General features: G+C 64.2%; 12 protein-coding genes. 11 read left to right on the top strand and 1 reads right to left on the bottom strand.

The window, feature by feature from the left end; all coding sequences use genetic code 11:
- The first annotated feature begins 152 nt into the window (after window positions 1-152).
- Entirely contained in the window at window positions 153-761 is a 609-nt protein-coding gene (locus ACVMIM_RS27275) for a cysteine hydrolase family protein (protein WP_476115679.1), read from the top strand.
- Between the two features lie 8 nt (window positions 762-769).
- Here the strand turns inward: ACVMIM_RS27275 and ACVMIM_RS27270 are convergent, their stop codons facing one another.
- Window positions 770-1,213, bottom strand: a complete 444-nt coding sequence (locus tag ACVMIM_RS27270) for a PPC domain-containing DNA-binding protein (protein ID WP_476115677.1) — start codon at window positions 1,211-1,213, stop codon at window positions 770-772.
- A 205-nt stretch (window positions 1,214-1,418) separates the two neighbouring features.
- On the opposite strand from ACVMIM_RS27270, the gene ACVMIM_RS27265 reads away from it, so the two are divergent.
- From ACVMIM_RS27265 to ACVMIM_RS27220, 10 genes are all read left to right on the top strand, one after another.
- A complete protein-coding gene (locus tag ACVMIM_RS27265) occupies window positions 1,419-2,039 on the top strand; it encodes a (2Fe-2S)-binding protein (RefSeq protein WP_476115676.1) in 621 nt (206 codons plus the stop codon).
- Window position 2,040: 1 nt separating this feature from the next.
- Window positions 2,041-3,063 (top strand): FAD binding domain-containing protein, encoded by a 1,023-nt coding sequence (locus ACVMIM_RS27260; RefSeq protein WP_476115675.1) that lies wholly within the window; start codon window positions 2,041-2,043, stop codon window positions 3,061-3,063.
- A gap of 2 nt (window positions 3,064-3,065) precedes the next feature.
- Window positions 3,066-5,345 carry a xanthine dehydrogenase family protein molybdopterin-binding subunit gene (locus ACVMIM_RS27255; protein WP_476115673.1) on the top strand — a complete coding sequence of 760 codons (2,280 nt, stop codon included), beginning with the start codon at window positions 3,066-3,068 and terminating at the stop codon, window positions 5,343-5,345.
- Between the two features lie 554 nt (window positions 5,346-5,899).
- On the top strand, window positions 5,900-6,556 hold the full coding sequence (locus ACVMIM_RS27250; RefSeq protein WP_476117381.1) for a cytochrome c3 family protein: 657 nt from the start codon (window positions 5,900-5,902) through the stop codon (window positions 6,554-6,556).
- Window positions 6,540-9,515, top strand: a complete 2,976-nt coding sequence (locus ACVMIM_RS27245) for a TAT-variant-translocated molybdopterin oxidoreductase (RefSeq protein WP_476115671.1) — start codon at window positions 6,540-6,542, stop codon at window positions 9,513-9,515. The genes ACVMIM_RS27250 and ACVMIM_RS27245 overlap by 17 nt, the downstream gene beginning before the upstream one ends.
- A complete protein-coding gene (gene nrfD / locus ACVMIM_RS27240; RefSeq protein ID WP_476115670.1) occupies window positions 9,508-10,866 on the top strand; it encodes an NrfD/PsrC family molybdoenzyme membrane anchor subunit in 1,359 nt (452 codons plus the stop codon). Before ACVMIM_RS27245 ends, nrfD begins: the two co-directional genes overlap by 8 nt.
- Window positions 10,863-11,390 (top strand): DUF3341 domain-containing protein, encoded by a 528-nt coding sequence (locus ACVMIM_RS27235; protein WP_476115668.1) that lies wholly within the window; start codon window positions 10,863-10,865, stop codon window positions 11,388-11,390. The genes nrfD and ACVMIM_RS27235 overlap by 4 nt, the downstream gene beginning before the upstream one ends.
- Window positions 11,387-11,929 carry a c-type cytochrome gene (locus tag ACVMIM_RS27230; protein ID WP_476115667.1) on the top strand — a complete coding sequence of 181 codons (543 nt, stop codon included), beginning with the start codon at window positions 11,387-11,389 and terminating at the stop codon, window positions 11,927-11,929. Before ACVMIM_RS27235 ends, ACVMIM_RS27230 begins: the two co-directional genes overlap by 4 nt.
- Entirely contained in the window at window positions 11,926-13,041 is a 1,116-nt protein-coding gene (locus ACVMIM_RS27225) for a hypothetical protein (protein ID WP_476115666.1), read from the top strand. The genes ACVMIM_RS27230 and ACVMIM_RS27225 overlap by 4 nt, the downstream gene beginning before the upstream one ends.
- On the top strand, window positions 13,034-13,480 hold the full coding sequence (locus tag ACVMIM_RS27220) for a hypothetical protein (protein ID WP_476115664.1): 447 nt from the start codon (window positions 13,034-13,036) through the stop codon (window positions 13,478-13,480). The genes ACVMIM_RS27225 and ACVMIM_RS27220 overlap by 8 nt, the downstream gene beginning before the upstream one ends.
- Window positions 13,481-13,483: the final 3 nt, after the last annotated feature.

Here is a 13,483-nt window from a genome sequence, read left to right as displayed (position 1 = left end):
AGATGTGTTTCGGCGGAACGGCTGTCGAAGCAACGCGTTGGTCCGCAGTCCGAGGATCCAAGCTTGCGCCTTAAATACCACGTTGCCCGTTCCAAACCTTTCCGATCTGCCCCGGCCCACCGGGTCGGGAGCCCAGCCTTCGCGGTGTTGCGATGTCAGTTCCTGGCTTGACCTACGGTCCTCTCGGCGACCGCTGCGTCCACCTGTGTGTCGACATGCAGAGGCTGTTTGCCGAGCCATCGGAATGGGCGACGCCCTGGATTACGAGAGTCCTTCCGAGAATTGTGAATCTCGTGGAGAGAAAGGCCGGGCAAACGATTTTCACGCGCTTCATACCGGCGTCGAGGCCGGGGCAGGGTGCTGGCACCTGGAAGCGCTACTACGAGCGCTGGGCATCGATGACGATCGAGAATGTCGGTCCAGGTATGATCGAGTTGTTGCCGCAGCTGTCGCCATTTTGTCCGCCGGCCGAGGTGATCGACAAGCATGTCTATTCGCCCTGGCCGGAAGGCAGGTTGCAGACTGTGCTTGCCGCTCGCCAGATCGACACGGTGATCGTCACCGGCGGAGAGACCGATGTGTGCGTGCTTGCCACCGTCCTGGGAGCGATCGACATCGGCTACCGCGTCGTGCTCGTCACCGACGCGCTTTGCAGCTCTTCCGATGCCACGCATGATGCGCTGATGACCGTCTATCACCAACGCTTTGCCCAGCAGGTGGAGACGGTCGAGATGGAGACCGTTCTTTCCGCCTGGAATTGACGGACGGCTTAGGCGTCGAGATCGATCAGGGCGATACCGAGTTCGGGCCGTTTCGTGCGCCGCAAATGGACGGGCGCTTCCGTCACGGTGATTTCGAGCGTCGGCTGGACGATGCCTTCGAGCAGATGTCCACCTCGGGTCGATCCGTCGCTCAGTCCGAGCACGGCATGGAGATGCAGGCTTGGTCTGCCGCTGTCGTCCACGGCGACGTCGCCGATGGCGCTCAGCACCTCACACTGCTCGTCCACGGGAATTTTCCGGTACGATTTCGAGTCGAAATCGAACCAGCCGACCGTCGCTCTCTCGAACGCGCCGATGGCCGTCAGCGAGGCGCCGGTAAGTCCGTTCCGACCGGCGAAAGCGGTAAGGGACGCGAAGGCTTCCTCGCCCGGATCGAGCACGACTACGAATATTCTTTGTCCGGAGGTCTCGGCGACGAGTTTCGATTTCATGATGCCCTGCTGACGGAGAGATGGACTGGGGCAGAACGTCCGGCCAGGCCCGCATGTTCCAGCCCGGGGGGCGAAGCCTCGCGGCACTCCGGTTCGAGCTGGACGCTTCACAGTTCGGTGAACCGTCGCGGTTCTGCGCTTATCCATCGGAACAATGGCGCCGTTGCAAGGTTAGCGCCCAACACCAGCCAGCCAGGAGCGAGCCATGTCCCAGCCTTCAGCCCTGTCCACCAATGGTCTCAGCCGAAGAAAGTTCATGGCGGGCACGGTCTCGGCGGCTGCGACCGCGCCGTTGCTGGCCTCGACCGCGCGGGCCGAAGCGCCGATCGCAACCCAGGCGAAACTGAGGCAGCCGGTCGTAACGTCGCTCAGGATCAACAAGCAGGCCTATGAGCTTTCGCTTGATACCAGAACCAGCCTGCTCGATGCCCTGCGCGACCATGTCGGACTCACCGGCACCAAGAAGGGCTGTGATCACGGCCAGTGCGGCGCCTGCACGGTGCTGGTCGACGGCAAGCGCGTGCTCTCTTGTCTGAGCTTCGCCGTGATGAACGACGGCAAGGATGTGACGACGATCGAAGGCCTCGCCTCGGCTGACGGCGGGCTGCATCCTATGCAGCAGGCCTTCATCGATCACGATGCCTTCCAGTGCGGCTACTGCACGCCGGGCCAGATCATGTCGGCCATCGGCTGCGTCAATGAAGGTCACGCCGAATCCGAGAATGACATCCGCGAATATATGAGCGGCAACATCTGCCGCTGCGCCGCCTATCCCAATATTGTCGCTGCCGTTCTGCAGGCGCGCGGCGAGACGAGAGGGGCATGAGATGCGACCTTTCATCTATGAACAGCCGACCGACATTTCCGCAGCGGTCGCGCTGGCGTCCAACTTCACGACCCGTGACGATCAGCCGACGCGGGCCAATGCGCAGTTCATCGCCGGCGGCACCAATCTCGCCGATTACATGAAATTAGGGGGCGCCGAGCCGAACCGTCTGCTCGACCTTAACCGGCTCGAGGAGCAAAAGCTCAGGCAGATCCGGGTAACGGGCGACGGCATCCGGTTCGGTGCCCTGGTGCGGATGGGCGAGGCAGCGGATCACCGCGAGGTCAAGAAGCGCTATCCGGTCATTGCCGACAGTTTGCGTTTGGCGGCAAGCGGCCAGATCCGCAACGTGGCAAGCCTCGCCGGCAATGTCCTGCAACGCACGCGCTGCGAGTATTTCCGCGAGACATCCTGGGCTTGCAACAAACGTGTGCCGGGGTCGGGCTGTGCCGCGATGGATGGGTTCAACCGGCAGCATGCGGTGCTGGGGGGCAGCAACGCGTGTATCGCCACCTATCACGGCGACTTCGCCCAGGCGTTGATCGCGCTCGACGCCGTCATTCACGCCCAGGGCTCCGATGGCGCGCGCCAGATACCGTTTGCCAAGCTGCATCGGCAGCCAGGCGATACGCCGCATATCGAGACGGATCTCGCCGCCGATGAGATCATCACCGCCATCGAGGTACCGGCTCTGCCATGGGCGCGGCGCTCGCTCTACCTGAAGATCCGTGACCGCGAATCCTATGCCTTTGCGCTGGCTTCGGCGGCCGTCGCGCTCGACCTCGACGGCCAGACCGTGCGCGATGCACGGATTGCGCTCGGCGGCGTGGCGACCGTGCCTTGGCGCGCCGGCGCAGCCGAGGAAGTCCTGCAAGGCAAGAAGCTCGACGAGGCGTCGGCGGGAGCGGCGGCGGATGCCGCCTTCGCCGAGGCCCAGCCGCACCAGCACAACGCATTCAAGATCGAGCTCGGCAAGCGAACATTGGTGCGCGCGCTGCTCGAAACCCGCGACATGAAGGTGTGATCATGGATGTTGCCGCTCCAAGACCCAAGGAAAACCAGGGCGAACCGCTGCCGCGCGTCGATGCGCGGCTGAAAGTCACCGGGCAGGCGCACTACCCCGCCGACCTGCCGACCGCCAACCTTGCCTATGGGGCGCTGGCCACCAGCAGCATAGCCAGAGGCAAGGTGGCGAAGCTTCGTCTCGACGATGCCCGCGCGGTGCCGGGCCTGCTCGATATCGTCACCTATGGCGACATGGACAAGGTCGACAAGCCGAAATTCGGCAATTCCAGCGCCACATCGATCGGACCACTGCATGACCGGACGATCTTCCATGACGGCCAGATCATTGCGCTCGCCGTTGCCGAGACTTTCGAGGCGGCCGAAGAGGCGGCTCGGCTGATCCGGGCCGAATATGAGGAGGACAAGCCGACCGCGAGCTTCGACAGTCCGGGCACGAAGACCGTTGCGGCGGCCGGCAAAAGCCCGATGTTCAAGGAGGACGTGAAGGCCGGCGACTTCGACGCCGCCTTTGCCACGGCGGCGGTCAAGATCGACCAGCGTTATTCCACACCAACCCAGCACCACAATCCGATCGAGCTGTTCTCGACGACCGCGTACTGGCAGGGCGACCAGCTCGTCGTGCATGAGCCCTCGCAGAACGTCACCGGCTGGAAAGTCGAGCTTGCCAGGCAGTTGAAGATGGATCCGGCGAATGTGCGCATCGTAAGTCCCTTCATCGGTGGCGCATTCGGCTCGAAAGGGCCGATGACGCCGCGCACCGCGATCGTGGCCGTCGCTGCCAAGCGGCTCGGGCGTCCGGTGCGTTGCGTGACGAGCCGCATGCAGGCTTTCGGCACCCAGACCTATCGGGCTGAAACGCGGCACCGCATCAGGATCGGCGCCGGCAAGGACGGCCGCATCACCGCTTTCGCGCATGAAGGCTGGGAGGTGACCTCTCGCCCCGATCTCTATGTCGTCGGCGGCACGTCAGCGACCGGACGCATGTACGGCTACGGTTCGGTGCTGACCCATGTCTCGCTGGTGCAGGCGGACCGCAACACGCCGGGCTACATGCGTTCGCCGCCCGAGACGCCTTATGTCTATGCGCTCGAAAACGCCATGGACGAGATGGCGGTGGCGCTCGGCATGGATCCTGTCGAGTTCCGCCGGATCAACGAACCGAAGACAGAGCCGATCGGCAAGAAACCGTTCTCCAGCCGCTCGCTGATCCAGTGCTACGACCAGGCAGCGGCGGCCTTCGGATGGACCAAGCGCGATCCGAAGGTCGGCGCGATGCGCGACGGCGACTGGCTGGTCGGCATGGGCTGCGCCACGGCGATCTATCCAACCGCCGTCGCGCCATGCGCGGCGCGCGTGCGCCTGACGGTCGATGGCGATGTGCGCCTGCAATGCGGTTCGCACGAGATCGGCACGGGTATTCGCACCGTGGCCGGCCAGATGGCATCCGAGCGGCTCGGCGTCGCTATCGACAAGATCAGCGTCGAAATGGGCGACAGCAGCCTACCTCCTGCGCCCGTCTCAGGCGGCTCGATCTCCACGGCCAGCGTGTGTTCGGCGGTGCTCAAGGCCTGCGACGCCATCCGGACCAAGCTGTATGCCGCCGCGACTGCTGAGGGCGGTCCGCTGGCCGGCTCCCACAATGAGGAGTTCGAGCTTGCGGACGGAAAGATCGTGGCCAAGAGCGGCGCGTCGGCCAAGGTCGAGGACGTCCTGAAAGCCATGCAGGTCGGCGCGATCGAGGAATATGCCGAGTTCGCGCCCAAGGGCGCGACGCCGGAGGCGCTGAAGAAGCTCTATGCCGGCACGCCGGAATTCCACGGCGGCGAGCAGGACGAGGATTCGGTCAAATATGCCTTCGGCGCCGAGTTCGTCGAAGTGCGCATCAACCGCTACACCAGGGAAATCCGCGTGCCGCGCATCGTCGGCGCGTTTGCGGCCGGCCGTATCATGAACACGCGCACCGCGCGCAGCCAGCTGATGGGCGGGATGATCTGGGGCATCGGCCAGGCGCTGCACGAGGCGACCGAGGTGGACAGGCGCTACGCCCGCTACGTGAACCGCGATCTGCAGGACTACCTCGTGCCGGTCAATGCCGACATCAAGGACCTGCAGGTGATCCTGGTTCCGGAGGTCGACCATGCGGTCAACCCGGCCGGCGTGAAAGGCTTGGGCGAGTTGGGCAATGTCGGTACGGCCGCAGCCGTCGCCAGCGCGGTCTACCACGCGACCGGCAAGCGCATCCGCGACCTGCCGATAAGGGTCGAGCAGCTGCTCGTCTGACAGCCCTGCTACTCCCTTCGACCGGCAACGCGCTCGAGAAGAGGCTTTTGCAGGGCCGGGAAGCGGCCGTCGCTCATCCGTGTATCCAGCCGTGTGCCGTCGCCGAAACGGCGGGCGAAGGACGCGGCGTCCTTGGAACTGTTTTTTCCCACACCGGTTTGAGTAACGGTCAACCTGACCGCAGCAGGACAGAGTGTCGTTTATGTTTCACCTTGGCATGTGGATGCTGCCCATCGCCGGCATTCCCCTGATCCTCATTCTGATCTGGATGTATTTCCTCGCCAGGCGCCGAAGCCGGCGGCCGGCGGAGCGGAGGGGTCGTCCATCACAGCCGACGGGACGGCGTCGCAACGGCGACCTGAAGCGCTGAAGACTCGAGCCTAACTCAACCACCTATCACCGATTAAATCCGCGACCCGTTCCTGGCCGCGGTCACCATTCTGTGATTCCGACACGGGCTCGGAACCTTGGCGGCGAAAGCACCGTTAGGGGTGGCGAAAGCACCGTTAGGTGTCGTCAACTCTGGGTTTGCCTTCAGCAGAATCGGCGAGGGGATGCCGCAGATCTTCTCGAAAAACGCCAATGGCGTTGCGCGCTTTGTCATCTGGGGAAGTTGTGCAGTTCTGCTGATCGCCGCCGCGATCGGGACAATCCTGCCCCGCTCGGACCTGGTAACGGGAGTAGGTGAGCCATTGGCGCAGCCGGTGCCGTTCAGCCACAAGCACCATGTCGGCCAGCTCGGCATCGACTGCCGTTATTGCCACAATGGCGTCGAGACCTCCTCTTCGGCGGGTCTGCCGGCCACCGAAATCTGCATGACCTGCCATTCGCAACTTTTCACCAACGCCGACATGCTGGCCCCGGTGCGCGCGAGCCTGGCCAGCGGCAAGCCGATCGAATGGCAGCGCGTCAACAGCGTGCCCGATTTCGTGTTCTTCAATCACGCAATCCACGTCAACAAGGGCGTCGCCTGCGAGACCTGTCATGGCGAGATCGACGAGATGCCGCTGACGAGACGGGCGCATACGCTGAGCATGGAATGGTGTCTCGGCTGCCATCGCAATCCGGAACCCAATCTGCGTCCGCCGCAGGACGTGTTCCTGATGCCCTGGCAACCGCCTGCGGATATCGATGAGATCAGGCGACAGCTGGTCGGCATACTCGACATCCACCCCGAGACGATGACGGATTGCTATGTCTGTCATCGCTGACGACAGGCCCGGCTCCGCCATCGACATCGCGGCTCTGCCCAAACGGCTGGCGCATCGCGGCGAAATATGGCGCAGCCTGGACGAGATCGCCGGCACTGCCGAATTCCGCCGCTTCGTCGAGGCCGAGTTCCCGGCAATCGCAGAGCGTCTGCCGGCAAGGCCGAACCGGCGGACGCTGCTGAAGCTGATGGGCGCCTCGCTGTCGCTTGCCGGGTTGGCCGCCTGCAGCAGGGCGGAAAGCATCGTGCCCTATGTGCGCCAGCCGGAAATCCTGGTCCCCGGCAAGCCCGTCTACTACGCGACGACGCTGCCGAGCGACGGCTTCGGTATCGGAGCCATTGTCGAAAGCCATGAGGGGCGACCGACCAAGATCGAGGGCAATCCCGACCATCCGGCATCGCGCGGCGCGACCGACGCGGTGATGCAGGCAGCGGTGCTGACGCTGTTCGATCCCGACCGCTCGCGCACGCCGCTCAAGCGTGGTCAGCCGGCATCGTATGGCGATTTCCTCAAGGACATGGCGGCGCTCGTCTCGCGATGGGCGGCATCGCAAGGGCAAGGCGGGGCATTGCTGGTTGAAGCTACGACATCGCCGACCGCTGCAGCGCAGATCGATGCGCTGCGGGCACGCTATCCGAACCTGAAAATCTATCGCCACGACCCATTGGCGACGCCGGCCGCGGAGGCAGCATCGCGCGCGCTGTTCGGATCGCCGCTGGTGCCGATCTATCGCTTCGACCGTGCCGAAACGATCATCAGCCTCGATGCCGATTTCCTCAGCGAAGGTCCCGGGCGGCTCGCTTATGCGCGCGACTTTGCCGCGCGGCGACGTGTACGCGATCCGTCCGACCGGATGAGCCGGCTTTATGCGGTGGAGTCGACGCCGACAATCACCGGTGCCGCAGCCGATCATCGACTTGCGATCAAGCCGAGCGAGGGGGAAGCCGTGGCCGCCGGATTGAACGCGGCGTTGACCGGCCAAACCGAAGGTTCCGGCTCGCCGATCGACCAGGCCTGGATGACGGCGCTGGTCGACGATCTGAAAGCGGCAGGCCGAACCGCGCTGGTCATTGCGGGGGCGCATCAGAGCGCCTTCGTTCAAGCCGCAGCGCTGGCCGCCAATGCGAGGCTTGGCGCGCTTGGCAACACGGTGGAGCTGATCGAGCCGCCGGACGCGCTGCCGGTCGACGGCGATCTCGGAGCGCTGTGTGAGGCAATCGGCGATGGCGCGATCGACACGGTCGTGACGCTGGGCGCAAACCCGCTGCATACGGCTCCAGCGGAGCTCGATGCGCATAAGGCATTCTCCAGCCTGAAGCTGCTTGTCCATCACGGGCTCTATCGCGACGAGACGGCGTTCCTGGCGCAGTGGCATGTGCCAACGGCGCATGAGCTCGAGAGCTGGAGCGACATCCGCGCTTATGACGGAACTGCCTCGCTGGTGCAGCCGCTGATCAGGCCGCTTTACGACGGCAAGACGAGGCATGAACTGCTCGCCGTGCTTGGCGGCCAGTTCGGGACCGATCCGCTTTCGCTCGTCAGGCAGCATTGGGCATCACTTGATGACGATGCCTGGAAGAGGGCCTTGCGCGACGGTGTTCTCGCGAACAGCGCTGCCAAGCCCGTGTCCGTCACCGTGCCGCCTGATCTGGGCGGCCTGGCGCCTGCCGCCAAAGCCGCCGACGGCTTCGAGATACGCTTCGTCGCCGATCCGTGGCTGCGCGATGGGCGCTTTGCCAATGCGTCGTGGCTGCAGGAGCTGCCGCGGCCGCTGACCAAGATCGTCTGGGGTAATGCGGCGCTCATCTCGCCCGCCATGGCGGAGCGGCTGAAGATCGCCAATGGCAAGGTCATCAACGTCGCATCCAACGGGGCGGATATCGATGCGCCGGCCTGGATCGTGCCGGGTCATCCGGACGGGACAGTGACGCTTTCCTTCGGCTTCCGACGCAAGGCCGGTTCCGTTGCCGCGCTGGCTGAAGGCTACGACGCCTTTCACGTGCGCCGCGGTTCGGAATGGTTCGCGACCGGTGCGGCCCTTACGCCACGCGAGAACAGCGTGCGGGTCATCACCACACAGCACCATCAGGCGATGGAGGGACGCGCCATAATTCGCCATGCGTCGCTCGAAGCCTTCCGGCAGGATCCGCATTTCGTCCGCAAGGATGCGCCGCCGTCACCAAAGGAATCACTCTACCCCGATTGGCCCTACGACCAGGAAGCCTGGGCGATGGCGATCGACCTCTCGGCCTGCATCGGCTGCATGGCCTGCGTCTCGGCCTGCCAGGCCGAGAACAACATCGCGCCGGTCGGGCCGGACGAATGCGAGCGCGGGCATGAGATGCACTGGCTGCGGGTGGACCGCTACTATGCCGGACCGCTCGACGCGCCCGACACCTTCTTCCAGCCTGTGCCCTGCATGCATTGCGAGAAGGCGCCCTGCGAGGTGGTCTGTCCCGTAAACGCCACGGTGCATACCCATGATGGGCTGAACGCGCAGGTCTATAACCGCTGCATCGGCACGCGTTATTGCTCGCAGAATTGTCCCTACAAGGTGCGGCGCTTCAATTTCCTCGACCATCTATCCTTCGACAAGGATGAAGCCGGGCCGGAACAGGGCGTGCACAACCCGAATGTCAGCGTGCGCTCGCGCGGGGTCATGGAGAAATGCACCTATTGCGTCCAGCGCATCAGCGCCAAGCGCATCCAGGCGCAGATCGAAAATCGCGACATTGCCGATGGCGAGGTGGTCACCGCCTGCCAGCAGGCCTGCCCGACGCAAGCCATCACCTTCGGCGATCGCAACAGGAAAGAGGCAAAGGTCGTTCGCGAGAAAAGCGCGCCGCAGAATTACGCGTTGCTGGAGGAGCTGAACACACGGCCACGCACCACCTATCTCGGCAAGATCTCCAATCCGAACGGCAGGCTTGCCAAGCCGGGCGAGTCCACCGATGGCTGAAGCGAGCGCCGACAGCCCGGCCGTCCTGCGCGGCCGCCACGATTTTCCCGAGATCAGCGGGCGCATCGGCTCGATCGTGCTCAGCGGCCGGCTGCCGCGCCATTTCTGGACCGCGTTCTTCCTTTGCTTCCTGCTCGTCCTGCTGCTCCTCTATTCGATCGCTTATCTGATCGCGGTCGGCGTCGGCGGCCTCGGCATCAACATGCCCGTCGTCTGGGGCACGATGATCTCCAATTTCGTCTGGTGGATCGGCATCGGCCATGCCGGCACGCTGATCTCGGCGGTGCTCTTGCTGCTGCGTCAGCCATGGCGTGCCTCGATCAACCGCTTTGCCGAAGCCATGACGCTGTTTGCCGTCGCCATGGCAGGACTGTTCCCCATCCTGCACCTTGGGCGTCCGTGGTTCTTCTACTGGCTGCTGCCGCTGCCCAATGTCCATATGCACTGGCCGCAATGGCGCAGCCCTCTTGTCTGGGATTTTGCGGCGATCGCCACCTACGCGACCGTCTCGCTGCTGTTCTGGTATATAGGCCTTCTGCCGGATCTGGCGGTGCTGCGCGACCGCGCAGGATCGAGGCCGGCGCAGCTGTTCTACGGCATATTGGCGCTCGGCTGGCGCGGCTCGGCCTATCATTGGTCACGCCACAGGATAGTCTATTTCCTGCTTGCGGCCCTGGCTACGCCGCTGGTCGTCTCGGTGCATTCGATCGTTTCGCTCGACTTCACCTTCGCGATCACGCCCGGCTACCACTCGACGATCTTCCCGCCCTATTTCGTCGCCGGCGCGCTGCTCTCCGGCTTCGCCATGGTGCTCACCATCGCCATCCCGTTGCGCTGGGCCTTCTCGGTCAAGGACCTGATCACGGTGAGACACATGGATAATGCGGCCAAGCTGATGATCGCCGCCGGCATGGTCGTCGCTTACGGCTATGCCTCGGAGGCGTTCTTCGCCTGGTATTCCGGCGAACCCTATGAACGCACCATGATGGCTCAGCGCGCGCTGGGTCCCTATGCACCGTTGTTCTGGATAATGCTAAGCCTGAACTGCGGCGTCCTGCAATTGCTGTGGTTCAGGCGAATCCGGCGCAACATGCCGCTGCTGTTTGCGATCGCCATTGCCATCAATATCGGCATGTGGGTCGAGCGCTACATCATCGTGGTCACCGGACCGAGCCGCGACTATCTCCCGACCTCCTGGGGCGAACAATCCTTGACCTGGCTCGATTTCGGCATCCTGTTCGGGTCGATCGGCACTTTCTTTGCGCTCGTCTTCCTGTTCATCCGCATCCTGCCGGCGATCACCATCTTCGAGGTCGAGGAACTGGCCGAGGAGGAGGGCAAGGTCCGATGAGCCGCTATGGCCTCCTGGCGGTGTTTGCCGATTCCGAAGCGCTTATCGAAGCAGCGCGCGGCATGCGCAAGCGCGGCTACCGGCGCATGGATGCCTTCTCGCCGTTCCCGATGAAGGAACTGGACGAGATACTGGAAATCCCGCCCACGCGCCTTCCCTGGGCCGTGCTCGCCGGCGGCATCGCCGGGGCCGCGCTTGTCTACACGCTGATCTGGTATTCGGTCGAAATCGACTACCCCATCAATGTCGGTGGACGGCCGCTGCATTCCTGGCCGCCTTTCGTCGTCATCGCTTTCGAAGCCGGCATTCTGGGCGCTGCCCTGGCCGGCTTCCTGGGCGTGCTCGCGGCCAACGGATTGCCCCGTTATCACCATCCGGTCTTCAACGCCGAGAGTTTCACCTATGCGCGCGGCGGGAGATTTTATCTTCTGATCGAGGCGGGCGATCCGAAGTACCGCAGGGGCGTGACCAAGGGGCAACTGACGCGGCTCGGCGCCGAGATCGTCGAGGAGGTCGACGCGTGACCCGCCTGCGCGTCACGTTCGTGCTCGGCGCACTGCTGGTCGCCGGTTGCCGCCAGGATATGGAGGACCAGCCGCGCTACGATCCGCTGGAAGCCAGCAACCAGTTCGCCGACGGCATGTCGGCACGCATGCCGGTGCCGGGTACTGTCACGCGCGACGCCGATCTCTCGCCGACGCCGGAGCAGATCCCTTATCCGATCACGATCGAGTTGCTGCAGCGCGGCCAGCAGCGTTTCGACATCTTCTGCTCGCCCTGTCACGGCCGTACCGGCGATGGCCGCGGCATGATCGTCCAGCGCGGCTTCCCGGCGCCGCCGAGCTACCATCAGGATGCGCTGCGCAAGGCTTCGGACCGGCATTTCTACGACGTCATCACCAACGGCTACGGCGCCATGTATTCCTACGCCGCGCGGGTGCCGCCACGGGACCGATGGGCGATCGTGGCCTATATCCGCGCGCTGCAATATTCGCGTGACGCGCCGGTCGCCGAGCTCCCGCAAAGCCTGCGCGCGCGGCTCGAGGCGGAGGCTGCGCGATGACCCGCGTCGAGCAAGGCTTTCTGGCCGCCGGTATCGCGGGACTTGTCCTGTGCGTGCTCGGGGTATGGCTCGATGCCAAGGCGATGCTTGGTGCCTGGCTCGCCGCGGTCATCTTGGCGCTCAGCTTGCCGCTGGGCGCGATGACGATACTGATGGTGCACGGGCTGACCGGCGGGCGCTGGGGCGATGCAGTCCGCCGGCCTTTGCGGACCATGACTGCGATGCTGCCGTTTGCGCTGGTCTTGCTCGTGCCTGTGCTGATGAGGCTTGATCTGGTCTTCCCTTGGGCAGGCGCTGAGTCCGCGACGCTGCCGGAGAAGGTTCGCGAGAAGCTTGCCTATCTCAACGCGCCATTCTTTCTGCTGCGCTTTGCTTGCTGTGCCGCGGTCTGGCTCGCTCTCGCTTGGATGATGCTCGGCGCAACAAGCGATGAGGCCTGCCCGCACGACCGCAAAGACAAAAAATTCGCTCTCGGCTTGATCCTCCACGCATGCGCCGTCAGCGTTTTCTCCATCGACTGGATGCTGTCGCTCGAGCCGGAATTCACCTCGACCATCTATGCGCTTTGCGAAGCGTCGGCCGAGGTGGTCGGGGCATTCGCCCTGGCGATATTGGTGCTGGCGGCAAGACGTGCGATCGAGGTCTTGCGGGGTGGAGACGAGGAAACCTCGTTGAGCGAGGACCTTGCCAACATGCAGTTCGGCTTCGTGCTCGCCTGGATCTATCTCGCCTTCATGCAATGGCTGGTGGTCTGGGGCGGCGATCTGCCCGATGAAATCGATTGGTACCTCATCCGTGGCGATAATGGGTGGCAATATCTGCTCTACATGCTGATTGCATTGCAGGTGGCCGCCTTTGCCGGCCTGCTCAACCGAGACCTGAAATGCAGCCACGCCGGCCTTGTCTGGCTCGCTGGCATCACCTTGGCCGGCCATTTCGCCGACGTCTTTTGGCGCGTGCGACCGCCGCTCTTCGCCGGCGGGCCGCTGGCGCTATGGCGTGATGCGGCCGCCTGGATCGGAGTGGGCGGGCTGTGGCTCGCGCTGTTCTTCTTCTTTCTTCGGCGGCCGGATCGGATCACCTGGTGGAAGCGCGAGGCGGCTCATGGCTAAGGCGCACCGCCATCCGGAGACGCGCGATGTCGAGCCGCGTGTGCTGCTCGCTTTCGGCGGCGGGCTCCTGCTGTTCATCGCCTTGGCCGCGATCGGCGTGAAGCTCATCTTCAACACCGTGCCGACCTGGTTGCCGCTTCCGGCCAACACCAATCCCGAAAACCCGGATCTGCAGACCGCGCCGCAACAGGATCTGGCCGCTTTTCGCGCCGAGGAGGATCGCCAACTCAAGATGCTTGGCTGGGTCGATCGCAACGCCGGCATCGCGCGCATTCCGATCGACGACGCCATGTGGGCGGTGGTCAGCAACGGCCTGCCGGATTGGTCGCGGCCGGGAGCCGCACCCACAGGACCTGACGATTGTGCTCTGCTCACGGCGGCTGTTCCCCGCGCGCCGCAGGCCCGGAATTGCAAGCAGCAGGACGGGATAGGGCGATGAGAA

It is taken from the genome of Mesorhizobium sp. USDA 4413 (assembly GCF_056280365.1).
Note: the sequence above shows the minus strand (reverse complement) of the source record. Positions and strands in the feature narration are given on the sequence as shown.

Excerpts from the sequence above, each read along its gene's own strand:
- ACVMIM_RS27275 (WP_476115679.1), top strand. The coding sequence starts at position 153 with ATGTCAGTTCCTGGCTTGACCTACGGTCCTCTCGGCGACCGCTGCGTC.
- ACVMIM_RS27270 (WP_476115677.1), bottom strand. The coding sequence starts at position 1,213 with ATGAAATCGAAACTCGTCGCCGAGACCTCCGGACAAAGAATATTCGTA.
- ACVMIM_RS27265 (WP_476115676.1), top strand. The coding sequence starts at position 1,419 with ATGTCCCAGCCTTCAGCCCTGTCCACCAATGGTCTCAGCCGAAGAAAG.
- ACVMIM_RS27260 (WP_476115675.1), top strand. The coding sequence starts at position 2,041 with ATGCGACCTTTCATCTATGAACAGCCGACCGACATTTCCGCAGCGGTC.
- ACVMIM_RS27255 (WP_476115673.1), top strand. The coding sequence starts at position 3,066 with ATGGATGTTGCCGCTCCAAGACCCAAGGAAAACCAGGGCGAACCGCTG.
- ACVMIM_RS27250 (WP_476117381.1), top strand. The coding sequence starts at position 5,900 with ATGCCGCAGATCTTCTCGAAAAACGCCAATGGCGTTGCGCGCTTTGTC.
- ACVMIM_RS27245 (WP_476115671.1), top strand. The coding sequence starts at position 6,540 with ATGTCTGTCATCGCTGACGACAGGCCCGGCTCCGCCATCGACATCGCG.
- nrfD (WP_476115670.1), top strand. The coding sequence starts at position 9,508 with ATGGCTGAAGCGAGCGCCGACAGCCCGGCCGTCCTGCGCGGCCGCCAC.
- ACVMIM_RS27235 (WP_476115668.1), top strand. The coding sequence starts at position 10,863 with ATGAGCCGCTATGGCCTCCTGGCGGTGTTTGCCGATTCCGAAGCGCTT.
- ACVMIM_RS27225 (WP_476115666.1), top strand. The coding sequence starts at position 11,926 with ATGACCCGCGTCGAGCAAGGCTTTCTGGCCGCCGGTATCGCGGGACTT.
- ACVMIM_RS27220 (WP_476115664.1), top strand. The coding sequence starts at position 13,034 with ATGGCTAAGGCGCACCGCCATCCGGAGACGCGCGATGTCGAGCCGCGT.